Source organism: Microbacterium testaceum, from assembly GCF_003075375.1.
Taxonomy (GTDB): domain Bacteria; phylum Actinomycetota; class Actinomycetes; order Actinomycetales; family Microbacteriaceae; genus Microbacterium; species Microbacterium testaceum_E.
Genome location: NZ_QDFT01000015.1, coordinates 1 through 24,915, shown reverse-complemented (window position 1 = coordinate 24,915; position 24,915 = coordinate 1). Strand labels below are relative to the sequence as shown.

At 69.9% G+C, this 24,915-nt stretch carries 22 protein-coding genes; 9 read left to right on the top strand and 13 right to left on the bottom strand.

Annotated features, from left to right (window positions below; genetic code table 11):
• The first annotated feature begins 165 nt into the window (after window positions 1-165).
• A complete protein-coding gene (locus DC432_RS07855) occupies window positions 166-1,152 on the top strand; it encodes a COX15/CtaA family protein (protein WP_116537388.1) in 987 nt (328 codons plus the stop codon).
• 191 nt (window positions 1,153-1,343) lie between these two features.
• A complete protein-coding gene (locus DC432_RS07850) occupies window positions 1,344-1,844 on the top strand; it encodes a dinucleotide-utilizing enzyme (protein ID WP_116537387.1) in 501 nt (166 codons plus the stop codon).
• Between the two features lie 749 nt (window positions 1,845-2,593).
• On the opposite strand, the gene DC432_RS07845 is transcribed toward DC432_RS07850, so the two are convergent.
• A complete protein-coding gene (locus DC432_RS07845) occupies window positions 2,594-3,520 on the bottom strand; it encodes a heme o synthase (RefSeq protein WP_108318081.1) in 927 nt (308 codons plus the stop codon).
• A 227-nt stretch (window positions 3,521-3,747) separates the two neighbouring features.
• Here DC432_RS07845 and tkt point away from each other — a divergent pair, with 227 nt between their 5' ends.
• From tkt to pgl, 6 genes are read left to right on the top strand one after another with little or no spacing between them, the layout of a single operon-like run.
• Window positions 3,748-5,847, top strand: a complete 2,100-nt coding sequence (gene tkt / locus DC432_RS07840; RefSeq protein ID WP_116537416.1) for a transketolase — start codon at window positions 3,748-3,750, stop codon at window positions 5,845-5,847.
• Between the two features lie 19 nt (window positions 5,848-5,866).
• Entirely contained in the window at window positions 5,867-6,988 is a 1,122-nt protein-coding gene (gene tal, locus DC432_RS07835; RefSeq protein WP_116537386.1) for a transaldolase, read from the top strand.
• The gene (locus DC432_RS07830; protein WP_116537385.1) at window positions 6,985-8,610 is read left to right on the top strand and encodes a glucose-6-phosphate isomerase; all 1,626 of its coding nucleotides are present in this window, start codon (window positions 6,985-6,987) and stop codon (window positions 8,608-8,610) included. The genes tal and DC432_RS07830 overlap by 4 nt, the downstream gene beginning before the upstream one ends.
• A gap of 2 nt (window positions 8,611-8,612) precedes the next feature.
• Window positions 8,613-10,163 carry a glucose-6-phosphate dehydrogenase gene (gene zwf / locus DC432_RS07825; RefSeq protein ID WP_108317731.1) on the top strand — a complete coding sequence of 517 codons (1,551 nt, stop codon included), beginning with the start codon at window positions 8,613-8,615 and terminating at the stop codon, window positions 10,161-10,163.
• On the top strand, window positions 10,160-11,107 hold the full coding sequence (locus tag DC432_RS07820; protein ID WP_116537384.1) for a glucose-6-phosphate dehydrogenase assembly protein OpcA: 948 nt from the start codon (window positions 10,160-10,162) through the stop codon (window positions 11,105-11,107). The genes zwf and DC432_RS07820 overlap by 4 nt, the downstream gene beginning before the upstream one ends.
• Window positions 11,104-11,895, top strand: coding sequence for a 6-phosphogluconolactonase (gene pgl / locus DC432_RS07815; RefSeq protein ID WP_116537383.1), 792 nt, complete (start codon window positions 11,104-11,106; stop codon window positions 11,893-11,895). The genes DC432_RS07820 and pgl overlap by 4 nt, the downstream gene beginning before the upstream one ends.
• A gap of 213 nt (window positions 11,896-12,108) precedes the next feature.
• On the opposite strand, the gene DC432_RS07810 is transcribed toward pgl, so the two are convergent.
• From DC432_RS07810 to DC432_RS07760, 11 genes are all read right to left on the bottom strand, one after another.
• A complete protein-coding gene (locus tag DC432_RS07810) occupies window positions 12,109-12,462 on the bottom strand; it encodes an RNA polymerase-binding protein RbpA (RefSeq protein WP_108317722.1) in 354 nt (117 codons plus the stop codon).
• A 1-nt stretch (window position 12,463) separates the two neighbouring features.
• Complete coding sequence (gene secG / locus DC432_RS07805; protein WP_056232190.1) at window positions 12,464-12,712, bottom strand: preprotein translocase subunit SecG; 249 nt, start codon at window positions 12,710-12,712, stop codon at window positions 12,464-12,466.
• Between the two features lie 112 nt (window positions 12,713-12,824).
• The gene (gene tpiA / locus DC432_RS07800) at window positions 12,825-13,613 is read right to left on the bottom strand and encodes a triose-phosphate isomerase (RefSeq protein ID WP_116537382.1); all 789 of its coding nucleotides are present in this window, start codon (window positions 13,611-13,613) and stop codon (window positions 12,825-12,827) included.
• Window positions 13,604-14,818, bottom strand: coding sequence for a phosphoglycerate kinase (locus DC432_RS07795; protein ID WP_116537381.1), 1,215 nt, complete (start codon window positions 14,816-14,818; stop codon window positions 13,604-13,606). Before DC432_RS07795 ends, tpiA begins: the two co-directional genes overlap by 10 nt.
• Before the next feature lie 6 nt (window positions 14,819-14,824).
• A complete protein-coding gene (gap, locus tag DC432_RS07790; protein WP_108317719.1) occupies window positions 14,825-15,835 on the bottom strand; it encodes a type I glyceraldehyde-3-phosphate dehydrogenase in 1,011 nt (336 codons plus the stop codon).
• 103 nt (window positions 15,836-15,938) lie between these two features.
• Complete coding sequence (locus DC432_RS07785) at window positions 15,939-16,565, bottom strand: superoxide dismutase (RefSeq protein WP_116537380.1); 627 nt, start codon at window positions 16,563-16,565, stop codon at window positions 15,939-15,941.
• A 290-nt stretch (window positions 16,566-16,855) separates the two neighbouring features.
• The gene (gene whiA / locus DC432_RS07780) at window positions 16,856-17,833 is read right to left on the bottom strand and encodes a DNA-binding protein WhiA (RefSeq protein WP_108317717.1); all 978 of its coding nucleotides are present in this window, start codon (window positions 17,831-17,833) and stop codon (window positions 16,856-16,858) included.
• 40 nt (window positions 17,834-17,873) lie between these two features.
• Window positions 17,874-18,752 (bottom strand): RNase adapter RapZ, encoded by an 879-nt coding sequence (gene rapZ, locus DC432_RS07775; protein WP_108317716.1) that lies wholly within the window; start codon window positions 18,750-18,752, stop codon window positions 17,874-17,876.
• Window positions 18,753-18,781: 29 nt separating this feature from the next.
• A complete protein-coding gene (gene uvrC, locus DC432_RS07770; protein WP_116537379.1) occupies window positions 18,782-20,707 on the bottom strand; it encodes an excinuclease ABC subunit UvrC in 1,926 nt (641 codons plus the stop codon).
• Window positions 20,708-20,728: 21 nt separating this feature from the next.
• Window positions 20,729-23,695: an excinuclease ABC subunit UvrA gene (gene uvrA, locus DC432_RS07765; RefSeq protein ID WP_207770781.1), complete on the bottom strand. Its 2,967-nt coding sequence runs from the start codon at window positions 23,693-23,695 to the stop codon at window positions 20,729-20,731.
• 129 nt (window positions 23,696-23,824) lie between these two features.
• Complete coding sequence (locus tag DC432_RS07760) at window positions 23,825-24,253, bottom strand: MarR family winged helix-turn-helix transcriptional regulator (RefSeq protein WP_116537378.1); 429 nt, start codon at window positions 24,251-24,253, stop codon at window positions 23,825-23,827.
• A 30-nt stretch (window positions 24,254-24,283) separates the two neighbouring features.
• On the opposite strand from DC432_RS07760, the gene DC432_RS07755 reads away from it, so the two are divergent.
• Complete coding sequence (locus tag DC432_RS07755; protein WP_108317713.1) at window positions 24,284-24,526, top strand: hypothetical protein; 243 nt, start codon at window positions 24,284-24,286, stop codon at window positions 24,524-24,526.
• 110 nt (window positions 24,527-24,636) lie between these two features.
• On the opposite strand, the gene DC432_RS07750 is transcribed toward DC432_RS07755, so the two are convergent.
• Window positions 24,637-24,915: UvrB/UvrC motif-containing protein (locus tag DC432_RS07750; RefSeq protein ID WP_207770780.1), on the bottom strand; the 279-nt coding region annotated here is incomplete at its 5' end.

Genomic DNA, 24,915 nt, shown 5'->3' with positions numbered 1-24,915 from the left:
GTGGGCCCGCTCGAAGGCGCTGGCTGCGCGCCTAGACTGTGTCTCGTGCGGTTCGCGTGAGCGCTGCACACGGACCCTTCGATTCTACAGGCAACACCCGCTCCCGGCATGGCAGGCCCGCTCTCCCGAACGCCGGGAACGTCCCGACGCCAGGAAGCCGTACGCATGCCCTCCGCCCCGTCCTCCCCCACCTCGTCCCGCGTCCCCGCGGTGCTGCGCCGGCTCGGCGCCTGGTTGCCCACCCGGGTCGACCGCCGGGTGCGGGTCTTCGCGTGGCTGTCGTTCGTGGCCGAGGTGCTCATCATCGGCACCGGCGGGGCGGTGCGCCTGACCGGTTCGGGCCTCGGCTGCCCCACCTGGCCGCGGTGCACGCCCGACTCCCTCGTGAACACCCCCGAGATGGGCATCCACGGGATCATCGAGTTCGGCAACCGCACGCTGACGGGCCTGGTCGGCATCCTGGCCCTCGCCGTCGTCGTGATGGTGTGGCGGATGCGCCACGAGCGTCGCGTGCTGTTCGTCCTGGCGCTCGTCGTGCTCGGTGGAATCGTGGCCCAGGCGCTCGTGGGCGGCGTCACCGTGCTGACGGGCCTGAACCCCTTCATCGTCGGCTTCCACTACGTCGCGTCGGTGTCGCTGGTGGCGGTCTGCGCGGCCTTCCTGGTGCGGATGTATCAGCCCGCCGGTCCCCGCCGACTCGCCGTACCGCGCTGGTTCGCGGGTCTGGTGCACGCGACCACCGCGGTGCTCGCCCTGACGATCGTGTTCGGAGTGCTCACCACGGGCGCCGGCCCGCACTCCGGTGACGAGGCGTCGGTGCGCAACGGCTTCGACGCCCAGGTGCTCGAGCACGTGCACGCCTGGCCGGGGTACGCCCTGTTCGCCCTGACGCTCGCGGTCGTCGTGATCGCCTGGCGCCGCGGCCTGCCTGTCCGCCGCTGGGCGACCGCGCTGCTCGCGGTCGAGCTGGTGCAGATCGCCGTCGGCCTCTACCAGGCGCGCAACGGACTGCCCGAGCTGGCCGTCGGAACGCACATGGTGCTCGCCGCCCTCGCCGCCGCGACGATGACCGTCGTCGTACTGCGACTGAAGCAGCCGACCGCCGTCGAACCGTCGGCGCCGGAGCGCGAGCGGATCGCCGCGCGCGGCTGACATCACCCCGCCGCGCGGTCGACTCGGACGCCCTTATACGCTCATAGGGCATTCATCGGCGACCCCTAGGCGGCATGGACGCGGGTAGGTCAGTCTGGTCGTTCCGGGTGCCCCTGCGCCCGGAACCGTCCCGCCGTCCCCCACGACGGGACCCCGTCCGGCTCCCCGCCGGAAGATGAAGGAGTGATTCCATGCAGACCCGTCCCCGCCTGGTGACCAGCATCCCGTTCTGGGTTCTCGTCGTCGCCTCCGTGGCCGCCATCGCCGGAGGACTCGCGATCGTCCTGAACGGCATCGACGCGATGGAGCAGGTGCTCAACGACCCGAACGCCACCGTTGTGCAGGTCTACGTCGGCCAGTCGTGGGTCGTCGTCGGTGCCGCCGTCCTGGGTGCCGGTGCGATCGGCATCGCCCTCGCGCTCGCCCTCGCCGCCGCGACCGCGCTCGTGCGCCGTCCCGATGTCGCGGTCGAGACCATCGACTGGAACAGCGACGACGAGACCGCCCCCGAGGCCTTCGGCGCCGCCCCCTACACCGCGGCGTCGACCACCCCCGCCACGACCGCGACCCCGCTCGCCGTGGAGGATGCCGATGTCGAGGTGCCCTCGACGGCCCCCGCTCCCCCGCAGGCCGCTGCCACGCGCCACGACGAGCCCCGTCTCGACACCGGGGACGACGCCACGCGTCGCTGACCCCGCGTCGCGAAGGCGCCCGCTCCCGCATCGGGGGCGGGCGCTTTCGCGTACCCGGCTGCCGTTCCCGCCGCCGCGCGCGTGTCGCCGCGCTCCCTGGGCCGCATCATCGGCGCCGAAACGTCGCCCAACACCCTCACCCGCGCCATTCGGCGCCACCGAAAAACCCCGCACCGCGCGCACCGCGCTTCATCGGCGCCGAAACGTCGCAAAACGCCCTCACCCGCGCCATTCGGCGCCAGCGAAAACCCCGCAACGCCCACTCCGCGCTTCATCGGCGCCAAAACGTCGCCCAGCGCCCTCACCCGCGCCATTCGGCGCCAGCGAAAACCCCGCAACGCCCGCACCGCGCTTCATCGGCGCCAAAACGTCGCCCAGCGCCCTCACCCGCGCCATTCGGCGCCACCGAAAACCCCGCACCGCGCGCACCGCGCTTCATCGGCGCCGAAACGTCGCAAAGCGCCCTCACCCGCGCCATTCGGCGCCAGCGAAGACCCCGCAACGCCCGCGCCGCGCTTCATCGGCACCAAAACGTCGCCCGCGCCCTCATCCGCGCCATTCGGCACCACCGAAAACCCGCAACGCCCGCGCCGCGCTTCATCGGCGCCGAAACGTCGCCCAACACCCTCACCCGCGCCATTCGGCGCCAGCGAAGACCCGCGCGGGTGCGGCGCCGCGGCGGCATCCCGGAACCGTGGGCGGGAACACGACGACGCCCACCTCCACGAGATGGGCGTCGTCGGGAGTGCTCAGAACGGCAGCAGCGGATCGACGGCGATCGCGACGAAGAGCAGCGTCAGGTACGTGATCGACGCGTGGAAGACCCGCATCGGCCGCGGCTCGCCGCCGCGCACGGCACGCGAGTACAGGCGGTGCGACTCGTAGATGAACCACCCGCCGAACACGAGGGCGGACACGGTGTAGACCAGGCCCATCGGCGCCACGGGGATGAGCAGGAGCGAGCACGCGACCGTCGCCCAGGCGTAGAGGATGACCTGCAGCCCCACCTGCGAACCGCTGCGGGTCGCGCCGAGCATGGGCACGTCCACGCCGTCGTACTGCGCGGCGTACTTCATCGACAAGGGCCAGTAGTGCGGCGGGGTCCACAGGAAGACCAGCGCGAACAGGATGAACGGTGCCCACGACAGCGAACCCGTCACCGCCGACCAGCCGATCAGCACCGGGAAGCAGCCCGCGATGCCTCCCCAGACGATGTTCTGCTCGGTGCGGCGCTTGAGGATCATCGTGTAGATGACGACGTAGAAGAAGATCGCCGCCGCCGACAGCGCTGCGGCGAGGGGATTGGTGAACGCCCACAACCACACGGTCGACACCACGGCGAGCGTCCACGCGAACGTCAGCGCGCCGCGCGGTGACACCTCGCCCGTGACGAGCGGACGGTTCTCGGTGCGCTGCATGTGCGCGTCGATGTCGCGGTCGAGGTACATGTTGAACGCGGCCGCCGAGCCGGCGCTCAGCGAACCGCCGATCACCGTGGCGAAGATCAGCCAGAGGTTCGGAAGGCCGCCCTGCGCGAGGATCATGACCGGAACGGTGGTCACCAGCAGCAGCTCGAGGACGCGGGGCTTCGTCAGAGCGACGTAGGCCCGAAGGGTGCGTCCGACGGAGCGGCGATCGGTCGTCGCAATGACGTGCGACGTCGTCGAGATGTCCATCGTCCCCCGGGGTAGCGCGTATATATCCCTCCGATTCTATGCCATCCCCACCACACGCCCGGCCGCCTGTCGACCCCCCGTCACGAACGGCAACGGGGTCGGCCTATCTCGCTATGCTGGCGAAGAACGCGCGCCCCGCGCCGACACCCCACCCCCCTCCCACTCCTACGGTGGCGAGCGCGGACGTCGGATCGTGAACCGGGCGCAGGATCGAGAAAGGCACCGTGTTGTCGGACTTCGAATGGGACGAGATCGATCGGCGCGCGGTGGACACCGCACGCATCCTGGCGGCTGACGCCGTCGAGAAGGTGGGCAACGGCCACCCCGGAACCGCCATGTCGCTGGCCCCCGCCGCGTACCTGCTGTACCAGCGGGTGCTGCGCCACGACCCGGCCGACACGCACTGGCCCGGCCGCGACCGCTTCATCCTCTCCGTCGGTCACTCCTCGCTCACGCAGTACGTGCAGCTGTACCTCGGCGGCTTCGGCCTCGAGAAGAAGGACCTCGAGGCCCTGCGCACGTGGGACTCGCTGACCCCCGGCCACCCCGAGTACGGACACACCGCGGGCGTCGAGATCACCACCGGCCCGCTCGGCCAGGGTCTCGCCTCCGCTGTCGGCTTCGCCTACGCCGCCCGCTACGAGCGCGGCCTGTTCGACGCCGAGACCCCCGCCGGCGAGAGCCCCTTCGATCACTACGTCTACGTCATCGCGGGCGACGGCGACCTGCAAGAGGGTGTCACCAGCGAGGCCTCCTCGCTGGCCGGCCACCAGGAGCTCGGCAACCTCATCGCGATCTACGACTCCAACCAGATCTCGATCGAGGACGACACCAACGTCGCCTTCACCGAGGACGTGCAGAAGCGCTACGAGTCCTACGGCTGGCACGTGCAGACGGTCGACTGGAAGAAGACCGGCGAGTACGTCGAGGACGTGGCCGCGCTCAACGCCGCGATCGAGGCCGCCCAGGGCGAGACGGCCAAGCCCTCGCTCATCATCCTCAAGACGATCATCGGCTGGCCCTCGCCCGGCAAGCAGAACTCCGGCAAGATCCACGGCTCGGCCCTGGGTGCCGACGAGCTCAAGGCCACCAAAGAGGTCCTCGGCTTCGACCCCGAGGAGCACTTCGCCGTCGCCGACGAGGTCATCGCCCACACGCGCAAGCTGGTCGAGCGCGGCGAGGCCGCCAAGGCCGACTGGCAGCAGAAGTTCGACGCGTGGGCCGCCGCCCACCCCGAGCGCAAGCAGCTCTGGGACCGTCTGCAGGCCCGCGAGCTCCCCGCCGACATCGCCGATGTCCTCCCTGCCTTCGAGGCCGGTAAGGACGTCTCGACCCGCGCCGCCTCGGGCACGGTCATCAACGCCCTGGCCGCCGAGCTCCCCGAGCTCTGGGGCGGTTCGGCCGACCTCGCCGAGTCCAACCTGACCACGATCAAGGATGCCAAGAGCTTCATCCCCGCCTCGTGGTCGACGCACGAGTGGTCGGGCGACCCGTACGGCCGCGTGCTGCACTTCGGCATCCGCGAGCACGCGATGGGTGCGATCCTCAACGGCATCGTGCTGCACGGACCGACCCGTCCGTTCGGCGGGACGTTCCTGATCTTCAGCGACTACATGCGTCCCCCGGTGCGCCTGGCCGCACTCATGAACATCCCGACGATCTTCGTCTGGACGCACGACTCGGTCGCCCTCGGCGAGGACGGCCCGACGCACCAGCCCATCGAGCAGCTGGCGACGCTGCGCGCGATCCCCAACTTCGCCCTCGTGCGTCCCGCCGATGCGAACGAGACGTCCGTGGTGTGGCTCGAGCTGCTGCGCCGCACGGCCGGCCCCGCCGGTATCGCCCTGACGCGTCAGAACATCCCCGTCTTCGCCCGCGGCGAGGGCGCGGCATCCGGTGACGAGTTCGCCTCGGCCGAGGGTGCGACGAAGGGCGCGTACGTCCTGGCCGAGGCCAAGAACGGCGAGCCCGACGTGATCCTGATCGCCACCGGCTCCGAGGTGCAGCTCGCCGTCGAGGCGCGCGAGACGCTCGCGGCCGAGGGCGTGCACGCCCGTGTCGTGTCGGCCCCCTCGCTGGAGTGGTTCGCCGAGCAGGACGAGGCGTACCGCGAGTCCGTCCTGCCCTCGTCGGTGAAGGCGCGCGTGTCGGTCGAGGCCGGTTCGGCGCTCAGCTGGCACGGCATCGTCGGCGACGCCGGACGCTCGGTCGCGATCGAGCACTTCGGCGCCTCGGCCGACTACAAGACCCTTTTCCAGAAGTTCGGCATCACGGCAGAGGCCGTCGTCGAGGCCGCGCGCGACTCGCTCGCCGCGGCGAAGAAGTAATCGAAGGAGAACGACAAGCATGAGCACTCCTACCGCAGACCTCGCCGCTCAGGGCGTCAGCATCTGGCTCGACGACCTGTCGCGTCAGCGCATCCAGTCCGGCAACCTCGCCGAGCTGATCGAGTCCCGCAACGTCTCGGGCGTCACCACCAACCCGACGATCTTCGCCGGCGCCCTGTCCAAGGGCGAGGCCTACGAGGGCCAGGTCCGGGAGCTCGCCGCGGCCGGTGCCGACGTCGACGAGGCGATCTTCTCGATCACCACCGACGACGTGCGTGACGCGTGCGACATCTTCCTGCCCGTCTTCGAGGCCACGAACGGCGTCGACGGGCGTGTGTCGATCGAGGTCTCGCCCGACCTCGCGCACGACACCGAGGGCACCGTCGCGCAGGCGAAGGACCTCTCGGCCCGCGTGGACCGCAAGAACGTCCTGATCAAGATCCCGGCGACCAAGGCGGGCCTGCCCGCGATCACCGAGGTCATCGGCGCCGGCATCTCGGTCAACGTGACGCTGATCTTCAGCCTCGAGCGCTATGAAGAGGTCATCGACGCCTACCTCGCCGGCGTCGAGAAGGCGCACGCCGCCGGTCACGACATCTCGACCCTGCAGTCGGTCGCCTCGTTCTTCGTGTCGCGCGTCGACACCGAGATCGACAAGCGTCTCGCCGCCATCGGCACTGACGAGGCCGCCGCCCTCAAGGGCAAGGCGGGTATCGCCAACGCGCGTCTGGCGTACGAGCTCTACGAGAAGAAGTTCTCGGAGGACCGCGCGAAGAAGCTCCTGGATGCCGGTGCCACGGTGCAGCGTCCGCTCTGGGCCTCGACGGGTGTCAAGGACCCGGCGCTCCCCGACACGCTCTACGTCACCGAGCTCGTCGCCCCCGGCACCGTGAACACGATGCCCGAGAAGACGCTCGAGGCGACCTTCGACCACGGCGAGATCGTGGGCGACACCGTCACCGGCGCGTACGCCGAGGCGCACGAGGTCTTCGACCGTCTCGCCGCCGCGGGCGTGGACGTGGCGGACGCCACGCAGACGCTCGAGGACGAGGGCGTCGAGAAGTTCATCGCCTCGTGGCACGAGCTGCAGGACACCGTGAAGACCGCTCTGCAGGCCGGAAGCGCCCAGGCCGCGAAGTGAGCTTCGCCGTCAAGGCCACGGGCCACGCCTTATCGATCGTCGACGCGGAGCTGCCGGCGCTGACCGGCTCGCTCATCGCGTCGGGGATCACCGCGGGCGACGCGAGCCTGTGGGGCTCCGCCGCCGAGGACGAGGCGTCCCGTCGGCTCGGGTGGGTGCGGGCGGTCTCCGTCTCGCGCCCGCTCGTGCCCGAGATCACGGCCCTGCGCGACGAGCTCGTCGCGCAGGGCGTGACCCGCGTCGTCCTCGCGGGCATGGGCGGCTCCTCGCTCGCGCCCGAGGTCATCGCGCAGTCCGCGGGCGTCCCCCTCGTGATCCTCGATTCCACCTCCCCCGCGCAGGTGCTCGCCGCGATCGACGGCGACGCCGAGTCCGGTGGACTCGAGCAGACCGTGCTGGTCGTCTCGAGCAAGTCCGGGTCGACGATCGAGACCGATTCGGCCCGTCGGGCGTTCGAGGCCGCGTTCCGCGACCTGGGCATCGACCCCGCGTCGCGGATCGTCGTGGTCACCGATCCCGGCTCGCCCCTCGCGCTCGAGGCCGACGCCGCCGGGTACCGCGTGTTCCTCGCCGATCCCGAGGTGGGCGGCCGCTACTCGGCGCTCACCGCGTTCGGGCTCGTGCCCGCGGGACTCGCCGGTGTCGACATCGACGACCTGCTCGACGAAGCGGATGCCACTCTCCTCGAGGTCGCGATCGACGCCCCCGAGAACCCCGCGCTCGTGCTGGCGGCGGCCATCGCCGGAGGCGGCGCCAACCGACGCGACAAGCTGGGCCTGGTCGCGGACGGCACACACCTGATCGGCCTGCCCGACTGGATCGAGCAGCTCGTCGCCGAGTCCACCGGCAAGCAGGGCACCGGCATCCTGCCCGTCGTCCTGCTGCCCGTCTCGCCCGAGCTCGAGTCGAAGCCCGCCGACCTGCGGGTCGTGCGCTTCGTCGACGATGCGAACGCGTTCCACCTGTTCGAGCGCCACACCGACGAGGTGCTGGTGAGCGGATCGCTGGGCGCGCAGTTCGTCGTGTGGGAGTACGCCACCGCGATCGCGGGACGCCTGCTCGGCATCAATCCCTTCGACCAGCCCGACGTGGAGTCCGCCAAGCAGGCGGCGCGCGGTCTGCTCGACGCGCAGCCCGCGCCGACGGCTCCCGCCCTCGTCCTCGACGGTGTCGAGGTGCGCGTGTCCGATCCCGCCCTGGCCGCGGGGGGCACCCTCGCGAGCGTGCTCGACGCCCTCTGGGCGCGCGTGCCCGCGGACGGGTACGTCGGCATCCAGGCGTACGTGGACCGTGACGAGCTCGCCCAGCTCTCCGGTCTGCGCGAATTGGTGGCCGCCGACTCCGGTCGACCCACCACCTTCGGGTGGGGACCGCGCTTCCTGCACTCGACCGGGCAGTACCACAAGGGGGGACCCGCAACCGGCGTGTTCCTTCAGATCCTCGAACGCACCGACGTCGACCTCGAAATCCCGGGGCGACCGTTCACGTTCGGACAACTCATCCAGGCACAGGCCGCGGGAGACGCGAGCGTGCTGGCGGAGGGCCACGGCCGCCCCGTCGTCACGCTGACGCTGACCGACCCGCAGGTCGAGGTGCTCTCACTCTTCGAGGCGGCACAGTAAGCATGGTCGTAGAGATCACACCGGGTCACAATCCCCTGCGCGACCCCGAGGATCGCCGTCTGAGCCGGATCGCGGGGCCCAGCGCCCTCGTCATCTTCGGCGTCACCGGCGACCTCTCGCGCAAGAAGCTCATGCCGGCGGTCTACGACCTCGCCAACCGCGGTCTGCTGCCCCCCGGTTTCGCCCTGGTCGGCTTCGCCCGTCGCGACTGGGAGGACCAGGACTTCGCCGAGGTCGTCTACGAATCGGTGAAGAAGTACGCCCGCACCGAGTTCCGCGAAGAGACGTGGAAGGAACTGCTCGAGGGCATCCGCTTCGTGCAGGGCGAGTTCGACGACCCCGAGGCGTTCCGCCGCCTGCGCGACACCGTCGACAAGCTCGACACCGAGCGCGGCACCATGGGCAATCACGCCTACTACCTCTCGATCCCGCCCAAGGCGTTCCCTGTGGTCACGGCCCAACTCAAGGAGTCGGGTCTGGTCGGCGACCAGGCCGACGGCGTCAACGGGTGGCGGCGCGTGGTCATCGAGAAGCCCTTCGGGCACGACCTCGCCTCGGCTCGCGAGCTGAACGAGTCGGTCGAGAGCGCGTTCCCGGCGGACTCGATCTTCCGCATCGACCACTACCTCGGCAAGGAGACGGTGCAGAACATCCTCGCGCTGCGCTTCGCCAACGAGCTCTACGAGCCGATCTGGAACCGCAACTACGTCGATCACGTGCAGATCACCATGGCCGAGGACATCGGCGTCGGCGGTCGCGCGGGGTACTACGACGGCATCGGCGCGGCGCGCGACGTCATCCAGAACCACCTGTTGCAGCTGCTCGCCCTCACCGCGATGGAAGAGCCCATCAGCTTCAACGCCGCCGACCTGCGCGCCGAGAAGGAGAAGGTGCTCGCCGCCGTGCGGGTGCCCGAGAACCTCGCCGAGGCGACGGCGCGCGGACAGTACGCCGGCGGGTGGCAGGGCGGCGAGAAGGTGCTCGGCTTCCTCGAAGAGGACGGCATGAACCCCGAGTCGGTCACCGAGACGTTCGCGGCGATCAAGCTCGAGATCAACACGCGACGCTGGTCGGGCGTGCCGTTCTACGTCCGCAGCGGCAAGCGCCTCGGCCGTCGCGTGACCGAGGTCGCCGTGGTGTTCAAGCGCGCCCCGCAGCAGCTGTTCTCGCGCAGCCAGACCCAGGAGCTGGGTCAGAACGCGCTCGTCATCCGCGTGCAGCCCGACGAGGGCGTGACCATCCGCTTCGGCTCCAAGGTGCCCGGCGACGGCACGCAGGTGCGCGACGTCACGATGGACTTCGGCTACGGGCACGCGTTCACCGAGGCCAGCCCCGAGGCCTACGAGCGTCTGATCCTCGACGTGCTGCTGGGCGATCCGCCGCTGTTCCCCCGGCACGAAGAGGTCGAGCTCAGCTGGAAGATCCTCGACCCGATCGAGGAGTACTGGGCCGCGCAGGGCGGTCCGCTCGAACAGTATTCGCCCGGGTCGTGGGGGCCGGCATCCGCCGATGAGCTCCTCGCCCGCGACGGCCGCACCTGGAGGCGCCCGTGATCATCGATCTGCCCGACACCACCGTCAGCGCGATCTCGAAGAAGCTCGTCAGCGTCCGCGAAGAGGGCGGCGCCGTCGCCCTCGGCCGTGTGCTGACGCTCATCATCGTCACCCACCACGGTGCCGAAGAAGAGGTCATCGAGGCCGCCAACGACGCTTCGCGCGAGCACCCGATGCGTGTGATCGCCGTGCTCCTGGGCGACAGCGACGAGGAGCCCCGGCTCGACGCGCAGATCCGCGTGGGCGGCGACGCGGGGGCGAGCGAGGTCGTCGTCCTTCGCGCCCACGGCGCCGCAGGATCGAACGCCGAGAGCCTGGTCACCGGCCTGCTGCTGCCCGACGCGCCCGTCGTCGCCTGGTGGCCCGCCGAGGCCCCCGCCGACCCCTCGCGTTCCGAGATCGGCCGCATCGCGCAGCGTCGCATCACCGACGCGTCGTCGCAGCCGGATCCCGCCGCGTGGGTGGCGCAGCTGGGCGAGCACTACTCCCCCGGTGACACCGACTTCGCGTGGACCCGCGTGACCCGCTGGCGCGAGCAGCTCGCCGCGGTGCTGGATCAGCCTCCGTTCGAGCCCGTCACGGCGATCGAGGTGCGCGGCGCGTCCGACTCCCCCTCGACGGCGCTGCTGGCCGCCTGGCTGGGCATGAAGCTCGACGCCCCCGTCGACTACGCCTACCTGCCGACCGACGAGTGGGCCAGCGGCATCAAATCGGTGCGACTGACCCGTCCGAGCGGCGACACGCTGCTGGAGCGTCCCGAGGCCGGGGTGGCCGTGCTGACGCAGCCGGGCCAGCCCACGCACGATCTCGCCTTCCCGCGTCGGACGCTGCGCGAGTGCCTCGCCGAGGAACTGCGGCGGCTCGACCCCGATCTGCTCTACGGGCGCGTCATCACCGAGGGCCACGACCTGTTGCTCGCGGCGAGCGAGAAGGGCGCCTCGTGACCGAGAACGGCGCCGTCAAGCAGGTCATCATCAAGCCGGATGCCGACGCCCTCGCCTCGTACGTGGCGACGCGCTTCATGAACCGCGTCGTCAAGCGCGTGGCCGAGGGCAAGCGCATGCACGTCTGCCTCACGGGCGGAACGATGGGCGGCGCGGTGCTGCGGACGGCAGCGCGTGACGAGCGGGTGTCCGACATCGACTGGTCGCTGGTGCACTTCTGGTTCGGCGATGAGCGCTTCGTGCCGCGCGACAGCGACGACCGTAACGAGAAGCAGGCGCGCGAAGCCTTCCTGGACCACCTCGACATCCCCGCCGAGAACATCCACACGGTCGCCTCGAGCGAGGACGGGATCGACCTGGATGCCGCCGCCACCGCCTACGCCGACGAGCTCGCGCAGTTCGCCCCGTCGGACCGGGGCGATGCGGGCCCCTGGCCGTCGTTCGACATCTGCTTCCTGGGCGTCGGACCCGACGCGCACATCGCCTCGCTCTTCCCGGACCGCCCCGAGATCTCGGTGACCGATCGCGCGGTCGTGGCCGTGCGCGAGTCGCCGAAGCCGCCGAGCGAGCGCGTCTCGCTGACGCGTCCGGTGATCAACTCCTCCAAGCGCGTGTGGATGGTGATCGCCGGCGCCGACAAGGCGGCCGCCCTCGGCCTCGCCCTCGCGGGGGCGAGCTATCAGAGCGTCCCCGCGGCGGGCGCGAAGGGACGTCGGCGGACGGCGTTCTTCGTCGACGAGGTCGCCGCCGACCAGGTGCCGCCCCAGCTCATCGACCGCGAGTACTGAGCGCGGCGGAGCGAACGAAGGACCGGATGCCATCGGCATCCGGTCCTTCCGTCTCTCCGCCCAGCACAGCCCGGCGGGGCGAGCGGTGTCCTTCCGACGACCCGAGGGGCCACCGCCCTATCCCGTCCACCGCGACCGGGAACACGAAAGGGCCGGATGCCATGGCATCCGGCCCTTCTCGTCTTCATCGCCCGCGGGGACGGCGGAAGAGGGTCACTGTCCGCGACGCTCGCGCAGCTGCTGCAGGGCGTCGTCGAGGAGCGAAGCGGCCTCGTCGTCGGTACGGCGCTCCTTCACGTAGGCGAGGTGCGTCTTGTAGGGCTCGGCCTTGGCGAGGGCCGGCGGGTTTGCCTTGTCGCGACCGGCCGGAAGACCGGAGTGCGGGGAGTCGATCGTCTCGGGGATCTCGTCGTCGGGGATGCCGGCGGCGAAGTAGCGCACCGTCTCGTTGCCGAGGGCGTCCCAGTACGACACGGCCACGCGGTCCGCGTGGAAGCCGTGATCCTGCTCGCCCATGGGGCCCGCGCCGACGCGCGAGCCACGGATGGCATTGCCGCCAGTGGCCATGTCAGATCTCCGCGAATTTGGTCAGCAGACCGAGACCGACGATGGTGACGAACCACACCAGAGCCAGCACGATCGTGAATCGGTTGAGGTTGCGCTCGGCCAGACCCGACGAGCCGAGGGCGGAGCTCATGCCGCCGCCGAACATGTCGGACAGACCGCCGCCGCGACCCTTGTGAAGCAGGATGAGCAGGGTCAGCAGGAGGCTGGTGATGCCCAGCAGCACCTGCAGGACGAACTCGAGAATCTGCACTGTCGAAGCCTTTCACAGCGATCGGGTCGACCGCACAAGCATCAAGTATACGGGGAGGCGTCTCGGACGCACGGAAGCCCGCGGCGTCGTGCCGCGGGCATCCGTGGGGGCGTCAGACGCCGACGTGCTTCTGGAAGCGGATGATCGCCGCGAACTCGTCCACGACGAGGCTCGCACCGCCCACCAGCGCACCGTCGACGTCGGGCTCGCGCATGAAGCCGGCGATGTTGCCCGACTTCACCGAACCGCCGTAGAGCACGCGGGTACGCGCCGCTGCGTCGGCACCGAGCTTGTCGGCGACGACCGCGCGGAGCTTCGCGCAGACCTCCTGGGCCTGGTCGGGCGTCGCCGCCTGTCCAGAGCCGATGGCCCAGACCGGCTCGTAGGCCACGACGATGTCGGCGTCCGCCGACACGCCCTCAAGGGCGACGTCGAGCTGACCCACGGGAACGGCGCTGGCACCGAACTTCTCGAGGTCCTCCGAGGTCTCGCCGACGCAGATGACGGGAACCAGGCCGTGGCGCAGGGCCGCCTGCGTCTTGGCCGCGATGACCTCGTCGGTCTCGTGGTGGAACTGCCGACGCTCCGAGTGACCGATGATCACGTAGCGCGCGTCGAGCTTCGCCAGGAACTGGCCCGAGATCTCACCGGTGTAGGCGCCCGAGTCGTGCGCCGACAGATCCTGACCGCCCAGGGCGAAGTCGATCTTGTCGGCGTCGAGGAGCGTCTGCACCGTACGCAGGTCGGTGTACGGCGGGAAGACCGCCACCTCGACACTGCCGTTCTCGTGCTTGGCCTCTTTCAACGTCCAGTGCAGCTTCTGGACGAACGCGACCGCCTGCAGGTGGTCGAGGTTCATCTTCCAGTTGCCGGCGATGAGAGGGGTTCTGGTCACACCCATCCGAGGACCTCCAGTCCGGGGAGCTTCTTGCCTTCGAGGAACTCCAGGCTCGCGCCTCCACCGGTGGAGATGTGGCCGAACGCGTCGTCCGCGAAACCGAGCTGACGCACGGCCGCGGCGGAGTCGCCACCGCCCACGACGCTGAGGCCGTCGACCTCGGTGAGCGCCTGGGCGACGGTCTTGGTGCCGGCGGCGAACGCGTCCATCTCGAACACGCCCATGGGCCCGTTCCAGAAGACGGTGCGCGAGCCGCGGATCGCGTCGGCGAAGATCTCGGCCGTCCGCGGACCGATGTCCAGGCCGAGTCCCGAGGCGCCGAAGTCGGTGGCCTCGAGCGCGTCCGCGTCGGCCACGACGTGCTCGGCGTCGGCCGAGAACGAGGCCGCGACGACGGCATCCACCGGCAGGACGATCTCGACGCCGCGCTCCTTCGCCGTGGCGAGGTAGCTCTTCACGGTGTCGATCTGGTCCTTCTCGAGCAGGCTCGAGCCGACCCGGTGGCCCTCGGCGACGAGGAAGGTGAACATCATGCCGCCGCCGACGAGGAGCTTGTCCACGCGCGGGAGGAGGTGCTCGATGACGCCCAGCTTGTCGCTGACCTTGGAGCCGCCGAGGACGACCGTGTACGGGCGCTCGGGGTTCTCGGTCAGACGGTCGAGGACCTCGAGCTCCTTCTGGATGAGCAGACCGGCGGCCGACGGCACGAGCTGGGCGAGGTCGTAGACGCTCGCCTGCTTGCGGTGCACGACGCCGAAGCCGTCCGAGACGAGGGCGTCGCCGAGTTCGGCGAGCTCCCGCGCGAAGGCCTGGCGCTCGGACTCGTCCTTCGAGGTCTCACCCGCGTTGAAACGCAGGTTCTCGATCACGGCGATCTCGCCGTTCTCGAGTGACGACACGGCATCCCGAGCCGACTCGCCCACCGTGTCGCGCGCGAACGCGACCGGCTGGCCGAGCAGCTCGGACAGGCGCTGCGCGACCGGCTCGAGGGAGTACTTCGGGTCGGGCGCCCCGTCGGGGCGGCCCAGGTGCGAGCACACGACCACACGCGCGCCGGCGTTGATCAGTGCGTTGAGGGTCGGCAGCGACGCGCGCACGCGGCCATCGTCCGTGATGACGCCGTCCTTGAGGGGGACGTTCAGATCACAACGGACGATGACGCGCGTGCCGGCGAGCGACCCCAGCGAATCGAGGGTGCGCAGAGCCATGGAGTGTCAGAGACGCTCGGCGACGTACTCGGTCAGGTCGACGAGACGGTTCGAGTAGCCCCACTCGTTGTCGTACCAGGACGACACCTTGACCAGGTTGCCGCTGACGTTGGTCAGCTCGGCGTCGAAGATCGACGAGTGCGGGTTGCCCTGGATGTCGCTCGAGACGATCGGGTCCTCGGTGTACTGCAGGATGCCGTTGAGGCGACCCTCGGCGGCGGCCTTCTTGTAGACCTCGTTGACCTGGTCGACGGTCAGGCCCTCGGTGGGGGTGACGATCGTGAGGTCGACGATCGAGCCGGTGGGGACCGGCACGCGGTACGAGGAGCCGCTCAGCTTGCCGTTGAGCTCGGGCAGCACCAGGCCGATGGCCTTGGCGGCACCGGTCGAGGCGGGGACGATGTTGATCGCCGCGCCACGGGCACGACGCAGGTCGCCGTGGGGGCCGTCCTGCAGATTCTGGTCGGCGGTGTAGGCGTGGGCGGTCATCATGAAGCCGCGCTCGATGCCGAAGGCGTCTTCGAAGACCTTCGCCAGCGGGGCGAGGCAGTTCGTGGTGCACGACGCGTTCGAGATGATGACGTCGGTCTCGGGGTTGTAGGTCTCTTCGTTCACGCCCATGACGATGGTGGCGTCGTCGCCGGTGGCGGGAGCGGAGATGAGGACCTTCTTGGCGCCGCCCGCGACGTGCTTCTTGGCGTCTTCGGCCTTGGTGAAGCGGCCGGTCGACTCGATGACGATGTCGACACCCAGCTCGCCCCAGGGGAGGTTGGCGGGGTCGCGCTCTTCGAAGACCTTGATGGTCTTGTCGCCGACGGTGATGGAGTCTTCGGTGTACGAGACGTCCTCGGACAGCACGCCGCCCACGGAGTCGTACTTCAGCAGGTGCGCGAGGGTCTTGTTGTCGGTGAGGTCGTTCACCGCCACGATTTCGAGGTCGGCACCCTGCGCGAGAGCCGCGCGGAGGTAGTTGCGTCCGATACGGCCGAAGCCGTTGATTCCGATCTTGACGGTCACGGAATATCTCCTGAATCAGTTGTGCGCGAGAAGCGCGTGATTGCGGTATTCGCTGGCGGACAACGGCGTCCCGGCGGGGTGTCCCACCGGGACGCCGCACCGTTTACGACAGTACCAGCAGACCCGCGGTCTTCTCGCGGGCGGCCGCGAAGCGGTCCTGGGCGTCGGCCCAGTTGGCGATGTTCCAGAACGCCTTGACGTAGTCGGCGCGGACGTTCTTGTAGTCGAGGTAGTAGGCGTGCTCCCAGACGTCGAGCAGCAGCAGCGGAACGGTGCCCGCGACGATCTGGCCCTGCTGGTCGAAGAACTGCTGGATGACGAGGTTCTCGCCGATCGAGTCCCAGAACAGCCCGGCCCAGCCCGAGCCCTGCACGCCGAGGGCGGCGGCCGTGAACTGCGCGCGGAAGGCGTCGAACGAGCCGAACTGGTCGTCGATGGCGGACTCGAGGTCGCCGGTGGGCTTGTCGCCGCCGTTGGGCGAGAGGTTCGTCCAGAAGATCGAGTGGTTGGTGTGACCGCCGAGGTTGAACGCGAGGTCCTTCTGCAGGCGGTTGATGTTGGCGAAATCGCCCTTCTCGCGGGCTTCGGCGAGCAGGTCGAGGGTCGTGTTCGCCCCGTTGACGTACGTCTGGTGGTGCTTGCTGTGGTGCAGCTCCATGATGGTCGCGCTGATGTGCGGCTCCAGCGCGGAGTAGTCGTAGGGCAGTTCGGGCAGCGTGTACTTCGCCATGTTCTCTACTTCCGAATCGGGCGCTGCCCGGACCTCTGCGCCGGAATGACATGCCGAGGATCGAGCAGCGAGGGTGACGTCTTCATCCTATTGAGGACCAACGCGGCACCCACGGGGTTGCTTCCCCGGATGACGGAAGGTAGCGACCCGGGCGCGTCGCGCGCTGCCCGGTCCAGGGTGGTCGCACGCGGTCCGGGATCGTCGCACGCGGCCCGGGCGGTCGCACGCGGCCCGGGCGGTCGCACGCCCCCGGGGCGGGACGCCGGGACGCGGCATCCGCGATCCGGGACTCAGTCGTCGGCGCCCACGGGGACCGCCGCCTCGGTGCCCGGGATGCCGTCGGCCTCGGCCTTCTTGTCGGCCATGGCGAGCAGGCGGCGGATGCGTCCGGCCACGGCGTCCTTGGTGAGGGGCGGGTCGGCGTGGTGGCCGAGCTCGTCGAGGCTCGCGTCGCGGTGCGAGAGGCGCAGCTCGCCGGCCTGCTGCAGGTGGTCGGGCACCTCGTCGCCGAGGATCTCGAGCGCACGCTCGACGCGCGCGCAGGCGGCGACCGCGGCCTGCGCCGAGCGCCGCAGGTTGGCGTCGTCGAAGTTGACCAGGCGGTTCACGCCCGCGCGCACCTCGCGGCGCTGGCGCATCTGGTCCCACTCGCCGGCGGTGCGACGCGCACCCATCTCGTAGAGCGCGCCGCGGATCGCCTCGCCGTCGCGCACGACGACGCGGGGGACGCCGCGCACCTCGCGGGCCTTGGCGGGGATGCCGATGCGGTGACCGGCGCCCACGAGGGCCATCGCGGCTTCGGACGAGGGGCACGAGATCTCGAGAGCCGCCGAACGACCGGGGTCGCTGAGCGTGCCGCTGGCGAGGAACGCACCGCGCCAGATGGCGCTGAGGTCGGGGCGCGAACCGGTCGTGAGCTTGTTGGGCAGGCCGCGCACGGGGCGACGGCGCTGGTCGAGCAGGCCGGTCTGTCGTGCCAGGGTCTCGCCCGCCTCGATGACGCGGACCGCGAAGTGCCCGCCGGTGCGTCCCCCGGAGCCCTGCACGTGGTGCAGCTCGGGGCGCACGCCGTACAGCTCCATGAGGTCGCGCGCGACGCGACGGGCGAGGATGTCGGAGTCCAGCTCGGCCTCGACGGCGACGCGATTGGCGATGGAGTGCAGACCGCCGGAGAAGCGCAGGAGGGCCGTGAGTTCGGCCACGCGCGCGGTGGGGCGCGGGTCCCGAACGGTGATGAGCTCGGCCTTCACATCGGCGGTCAGGGGCACGGTTCTCCTCGGGTGGGGGCGGCGGGGACGACGTTACAGCCTACTCGCGACCGAGGTCGCGGTGAGCCACGCGTACGGCCACACCCGGAACATCGGCCAGACGTGCAGCGAGCTCGCGCGTCATCACGACCGACCTGTGCTTACCCCCCGTGCACCCCACGGCCACCACGGAATGCCGCTTGTTCTCGCGCTGGTAGCCCTCGAGGACGGGCCGGAGCGCGGCCGAATACGCGTCGAGGAACTCAGCCGCGCCCTGCTGTTCCAGCACGTATTCCCGGACTCGGGGGTCCTCGCCGGTCAACGCGCGCAGGTCCTCGCTCCAGAACGGGTTGGGCAGGAATCGCATGTCGGCGACGAGGTCGACGTCGGGCGGCAGCCCGTATTTGAAGCCGAAGCTCATCAGCGTCACCGTGTGCCGCGCCGCCCCCTCTTCGCCGAAGAGGGCGACCGTGCGCAGCGACAGCTGATGGACGTTGAGCGTCGAGGTGTCGATGACGACGTCCGCCGCCTCGCGCATCGGTGCGAGGCGGTCGCGTTCCCGTCGGATGCCGTCCAGGATGGTCCCCTCGCCCTGCAGCGGGTGCGGGCGGCGCACCGCCTCGAAACGGCGGACGAGCACCGCGTCCGAGGCGTCGAGGAACACCGTGCGCACCTGGCGGCCCGCCTGCAACGAGCGCATCGCCTCGGGCAGATCGGCGAAGAGCGTTCGTCCGCGCACGTCGACCACCACCGCGACCCGGGGCACCGCTCCCCCGGCGAGCTCGGTGAGCTCGAGCAGAGGCCGCAGCATCTGCGGGGGCAGGTTGTCGACGACGTACCAGTCGAGGTCTTCGAGGGCGTTGGCGACCGTGGATCGCCCGGCCCCCGACATGCCCGTGACGATCAGCACCTCACCTGGCTCGTCTCGTGCCGGTTCCATGGTGATCAGCTCCCGTCGTCCGCCCCAGCCTACCGAGCCAGGTGGGTGTGGATGGCCTCGGCGAGGGTCGGTCCGATGCCGGGGAGCACCGTGATCTCGTCCGCTGTCGCGTTCTTCAGGGCGGACACCGACCCGAAGTGCCGCAGCAGCGCCTTGATGCGCGCGTCCCCCAGGCCGGGCACCTCTGCCAGGACGCTGGTGATGTCGCGCTTCCGGCGCTTGCGCTGGTGCACGATGGCGAAGCGGTGGGCCTCGTCGCGCAGGCGCTGCAGCAGGTACAGGGCCTCCGAGGTGCGCGGCAGGATGACGGGGTACTCCTCGCCCGGCAGCCACACCTCTTCGAGGCGCTTGGCGATACCGCACAGCGCGATCTCTTCGTGCCCCGCATCCGCGAGCGCTCGCGCGGCCGCGGCGACCTGCGGCTGACCGCCGTCGACGACGAGCAGCTGCGGACGGTACGCGAAGCGCGGCCGCTTGCGCGCCGTGACGACGTCGCCGTCGGCGGTGGCCTCGTCGGAGTCGGGGTCGGCGACGATCGCGCCGTTCACCGTCTCAGGCTCGATCTCGTCCGGACGGTCGAGGTACGCCAGGCGCCGGGTGAGCACCTGGTACATCGAGTCGGTGTCGTCGGTGGTCTCGGCCACGCCGAACGAGCGGTACTGATCCTTGCGCGGCAGCCCGTCCTCGAACACGACCATGGATGCCACGACGTTGGTGCCCGACAGGTGCGAGACGTCGTAGCACTCGATGCGCAGGGGCGCCTCGGTCATGCCGAGAGCCTCCTGCAGGTCGGTGAGCGCCTGCGATCGGGCGACGTAGTCGCTCGTGCGCCGCGTCTTGTGGAGCATCAGCGCCTGCTGCGCGTTCAGGGTCGCCGTCTTGAGCAGGTCGGCCTTGCGTCCCCGCTGGGCCACCTGCAGGGTCACCGGGCGGCCCCGCCGCTCGCGCAGCCAGTCCTCGAGCTGTTCGGCGTCGTCGGGCAGCTCGGGCACCAGAACCTGCCGGGGGATGTCGGTGGCATCCGCTTCTCCGTAGGTTCGCTGCAGCACCTGATCGACGAGCTCCGCTCCCGAGATGTCGATCTCTTTCTCGATCGTCGTCGCCCGCACGCCGCGCACGCGACCGCCGCGCACGACGAAGTGCTGGACGGTCGCGGCGAGTTCGTCCTCGGCGATGCCGAAGAGGTCGGCATCCGTGTCCGAGGCCAGCACGAGCGCGCTCTTGCCGAGCACCGCATCGATCGCCTGCAGCCGGTCGCGGTAGTGCGCGGCGGACTCGTAGTCCATCGCCGCCGAGGCCTCTTTCATGCGCGCGGTCAGTTCTCGCGTGAAGCGCTGGTCGCCGCCCGACATGAACGCGACGAAGTCGTTGACGACGGCGCGGTGCTCCTCGATCGAGACCTTCATCGAGCACGGTCCCCCGCACCGGCCGATCTGTCCGGGGAAGCACGGTCGCCCCGAGGCCATCGCCTTCTTGTACGACGAGTCGCTGCACGTGCGGATCGGGAAGACCTTGATCATCAGGTCGATCGTGTCGTGCACGGCCCACACCTTGGGGTACGGACCGAAGTACTTCGCGCCCCGGATCTTGGGGTTGCGGGTCACGATGACGCGCGGCGCCTCGTCAGCCAGGGTGATCGCCATGAACGGGTACGACTTGTCGTCGCGGTAGCGCACGTTGAAGGGCGGATCGAACTCCTTGATCCACATGTACTCCAGCTGCAGGGAGTCGACGTCGCTGGGGACGACGGTCCACTCCACGCTGGAGGCCGTCGTCACCATGCGACGCGTGCGCTCGTGCAGCGAGTGCAGCGGGGCGAAGTAGTTCGACAGGCGCGCGCGCAGATTTTTCGCCTTGCCGACGTACAGCACCCGTCCCTCGGCGTCCCGGAACCGGTAGACCCCCGGGTTGGTGGGGATCTCGCCGGCCTTGGGGCGGTAGGGCAGCTGGGACATCCGTTCTCGGGATGCCACGGCTCAGCCCGCCGCGCCCACGAGCTCCCGCTCGGCGCTGCCGGCGTCCGAGGCGGTATTGCGCTGCGCACCGGTGCGACCGGTCTCGAGGAGCTCGGCGAGGAAGGCGCCCGTGTGGCTCTCGGTCACCTTGGCGACCTGTTCCGGGGTGCCGGTGGCCACGATCGTGCCGCCGCCCGCGCCGCCCTCGGGGCCCAGGTCGATGACCCAGTCCGAGCTCTTGATGACGTCGAGGTTGTGCTCGATGACGATGACCGTGTTGCCCTTGTCGACCAGGCCGTTGAGCACCTTGAGCAGCAGCGACACGTCTTCGAAGTGCAGACCCGTGGTCGGCTCGTCGAGGACGTAGATCGAGCGGCCGTTGCTGCGGCGCTGCAGTTCGGTGGCGAGCTTCACGCGCTGCGCTTCTCCGCCCGAAAGCGTCGTGGCCGACTGCCCCAGACGCACGTAACCCAGGCCCACGTCGACGAGCGTGCGCAGGTAGCGGTGGATCGCCTGGATGGGTTCGAAGAAGTCCGCGGCCTCCGAGATCGGCATCTCGAGCACCTCGGCGATGTTCTTGCCCTTGTAGTGCACCGACAGCGTGTCGCGGTTGTAGCGCTTGCCGTGGCAGACCTCGCAGTCCACGTACACGTCGGGGAGGAAGTTCATCTCGATCTTCAGCGTGCCGTCGCCCGAGCACGCCTCGCAGCGGCCGCCCTTGACGTTGAAGCTGAAGCGGCCGGCCTGATAGCCGCGCACCTTCGCCTCGGGCGTCTCGGCGAAGAGGCTGCGGATGCGGTCGAACACACCCGTGTAGGTCGCCGGGTTGGAGCGCGGCGTACGCCCGATCGGCGCCTGGTCGACGTGCACGACCTTGTCGAGGTTGTCGAGGCCGGTGACCCGCGTGTGCTTTCCCGGCACGCGGCGCGCGCCGTTGAGCTTCGAGGCGAGGACTTCGTACAGGATGCCGTTCACCAGGGTCGACTTGCCCGAGCCGCTGACGCCGGTCACCGAGGTGAGCACGCCGAGCGGGAAGTCGACGGTGACGTTCTGCAGGTTGTTCTCGCGCGCGCCGACGACCGTGACCTGTCGCTTCTTGTCGATCTTGCGGCGCTTCTTGGGGGCCTCGATCGCGCGCCGTCCCGAGAGGTACGCGCCCGTGAGCGAGGCCTCGTCGTCGAGCAGCTGGGCCAGGGGCCCCGAGTGCACGACGTTGCCACCGTCGACGCCCGCGCGGGGTCCGATGTCGACGACCCAGTCGGCCGCGTGGATGGTCTCTTCGTCGTGCTCGACGACGATCAGCGTGTTGCCGAGGTCGCGCAGCGTCTCAAGGGTCTGGATGAGGCGACGGTTGTCGCGCTGGTGCAGACCGATCGAGGGCTCGTCGAGCACGTACAGCACGCCCGTGAGCCCGGAACCGATCTGGGTCGCCAGGCGGATGCGCTGCGCCTCACCACCCGAGAGCGTGCCCGCGGCGCGTCCGAGACTCAGGTAGTTGAGACCGACCTGCAGCAGGAAGTCCAGGCGCGCGCGGATCTCGCGCAGGACGGCGGCGGCGATCGTGGCCTCGCGGTCGGTGAGGGTGAGCTGCGAGAAGAACTCGCGGGCGTCGGCGAGACTCATGCGCGAGGCCGCCGCGATCGAGGTGTCGTCGACGAGGACAGAGAGCACCTCGGGCTTGAGACGGTCGCCGTCGCACACGGCGCAGGGGACCTCGCGCAGGTACTCCGACCAGCGCTGGCGCTGGGCGTCGGACTCGGCCTGCAGGTACTGGCGCTCGATGTAGGGCACGACGCCCTCGAAGCCCGACGAGTACCGCATCTCACGGCCGTAGCGGTTCTTCCACTTGACGGTGACCTTGTAGTTCTCGCCGCGCAGCACCGCCTGCTGGACGTCTTTCGACAGCTTCTTCCAGGGGGTGTCGAGCGAGAAGTCGAGGTCGCGGGCCAGGCCCTCGAGCAGGCGCTCGTAGTACTGGAACAGTCCCTTGCCCTGGGTCGTCCACGGCAGGATCGCACCGTCGCGGATCGACAGCTCCTCGTCGCCCAGCATGAGGTCGACATCGACCGACATGCGGGTGCCGAGCCCCGAGCAGACGGGGCACGCGCCGAAGGGGGCGTTGAACGAGAACGTGCGGGGCTCGATCTCGGTGAGCTGCAGCGGGTGACCGTTGGGGCACGCGAGCTTCTCGGAGAACGACTGCCAGGCGTCGTCGCCCTCTTCGTCGACGTAGTTGACCTGCATGATGCCGCCGGCCAGCCCCATCGCCGTCTCGACCGAGTCCGTCACGCGGCTGAGGATGTCTCCGGATGCCACGAGCCGGTCGACCACCACGGCGATGTCGTGCTTGTAGCTCTTCTTGAGGGTCGGCGGCTCGGACAGCTGAATCAGTTCTCCGTCGACGACCGCGCGGGCGTAGCCCTTGGCGCTGAGCTCTTTGAAGAGGTCGACGAACTCGCCCTTCTTCTGCGTCACGACGGGGGCGACGATCTGGTAGCGCGTGCGCTCGGGCAGCTCCATGAGCTGGTCGGCGATCTGCTGGATCGTCTGACGCTGGATGCGTGCTCCGCAGTCGGGGCAGTGCGGCACGCCGATGCGCGCCCAGAGCAGACGCATGTAGTCGTGGATCTCGGTGATCGTTCCGACCGTGGAGCGCGGGTTGCGGTTGGTCGACTTCTGGTCGATCGACACGGCCGGACTGAGGCCCTCGATGAAGTCGACGTCGGGGCGGTCGACCTGGCCGAGGAACTGCCGCGCGTAGGCGCTGAGCGACTCGACGTATCGGCGCTGCCCCTCGGCGAAGATCGTGTCGAAGGCGAGGCTGGACTTGCCCGAACCGGACAGACCGGTGAACACCACGAGGGAATCGCGGGGGATGTCGAGGTCGACGTCCTTGAGGTTGTGGACTCGGGCGCCCCGGACGCTCAGCTTGCCGCTGTTGGCGGAATTCGCGGTCGACGAGGGCTGGGCGATGGGAACGATGGGCACGTGTTAAGTCTAGGTCGACCCTCCGACATCGGCCCCGGGTTCGCCGGGAGCGCACGTGTGTGCGAGGGTGCGCGGCGACCGACGGGTCCAACCGCGACGCTGCGGAGCGATCGGGGGCCGGAGCCGCGCTCAGTCCCGCGGGGTTCCGGCGAACGGCGCCAGGCCGTCCCGTAGCGCGGCCAGGTCCGCCTCGTCGACGCCGACGCGCTCCATGATCGCGCCCGGCACCCGCAGTGCCTCCACGCGCAGGGCGCGGCCCTCGTCGGTCAGGTCGATGTCGAGGACGCGCTCATCCTGGGCGCGGCGCGCGCGCACGACCCGCCCCTGCGCCTCCAGTCGCTTGACGAGCGGCGACAGCGTGGCGGGCTCCATGGCGAGTTCGGCCGCCAGCGCCCCGAGTGAGCGCGGCGCGCTCTCCCACAGCGCCAGCATCACCAGGTACTGCGGGTGGGTCAATCCGAGCGGTTCGAGCACCGGCCGGTAGATCGACACCACATTGCGTGCGGCCGTGACCAGGGCGAAGCACACCTGGTTCTCCAGCTTCAACGGGTCGTCCACGGCATCCCTCCGCAATTAGTTAGTACACTAATGATCATGACACGAAAGGATGCCGACCGCCCGCCTCTGCGCGAGCGCGTCCGCGAGGCCGGTGGGTGGTACCAGTACCTGAACACCCGTCTGATCCGCGTCGCCGGCCCCGCGTCGGTGGGCCCCTACGAGACGACGCCCGAGCCGGTGCGCACCGAGCGACCGTGCCCCCTGTGCGGCCACCCGATGTCGGCTCACGGCGTCGACCGCTCGGGCCCGAAACCGCTCCTGCACTGCCCCTGACGCCGGCACCTGACGCCGGCACCTGACGCCGGCACCTGACGCCGGCACTTGACGCCGGCGACGAGGTCGGCGCCGCATCCGAGGCGGGCGCGGCCGCCCCGATGCCCGGCTCAGGCGTGCCCGGCGCGTTCCATCGCGCGCAGCTCCTTCTTGAGGTCCTGGACCTCGTCGCGAAGTCGCCCCGCGAGCTCGAACTTCAACTCGCCGGCCGCGGCCAGCATCTGCTGCGTCAGGTCGGCGATCGTCGACTCGAGCTGATCGGCACCCTCGGCCGCGATGCCCGTGCGGCGCAGCTGCGGTGTCGGCGACTTGCCCTTGCCCGCCTTGTCGTTGCGTGCCAGGAGCTTCTTCGTGTCGGTCGCCTCTCGCGCCAGGACCTCGGTGATATC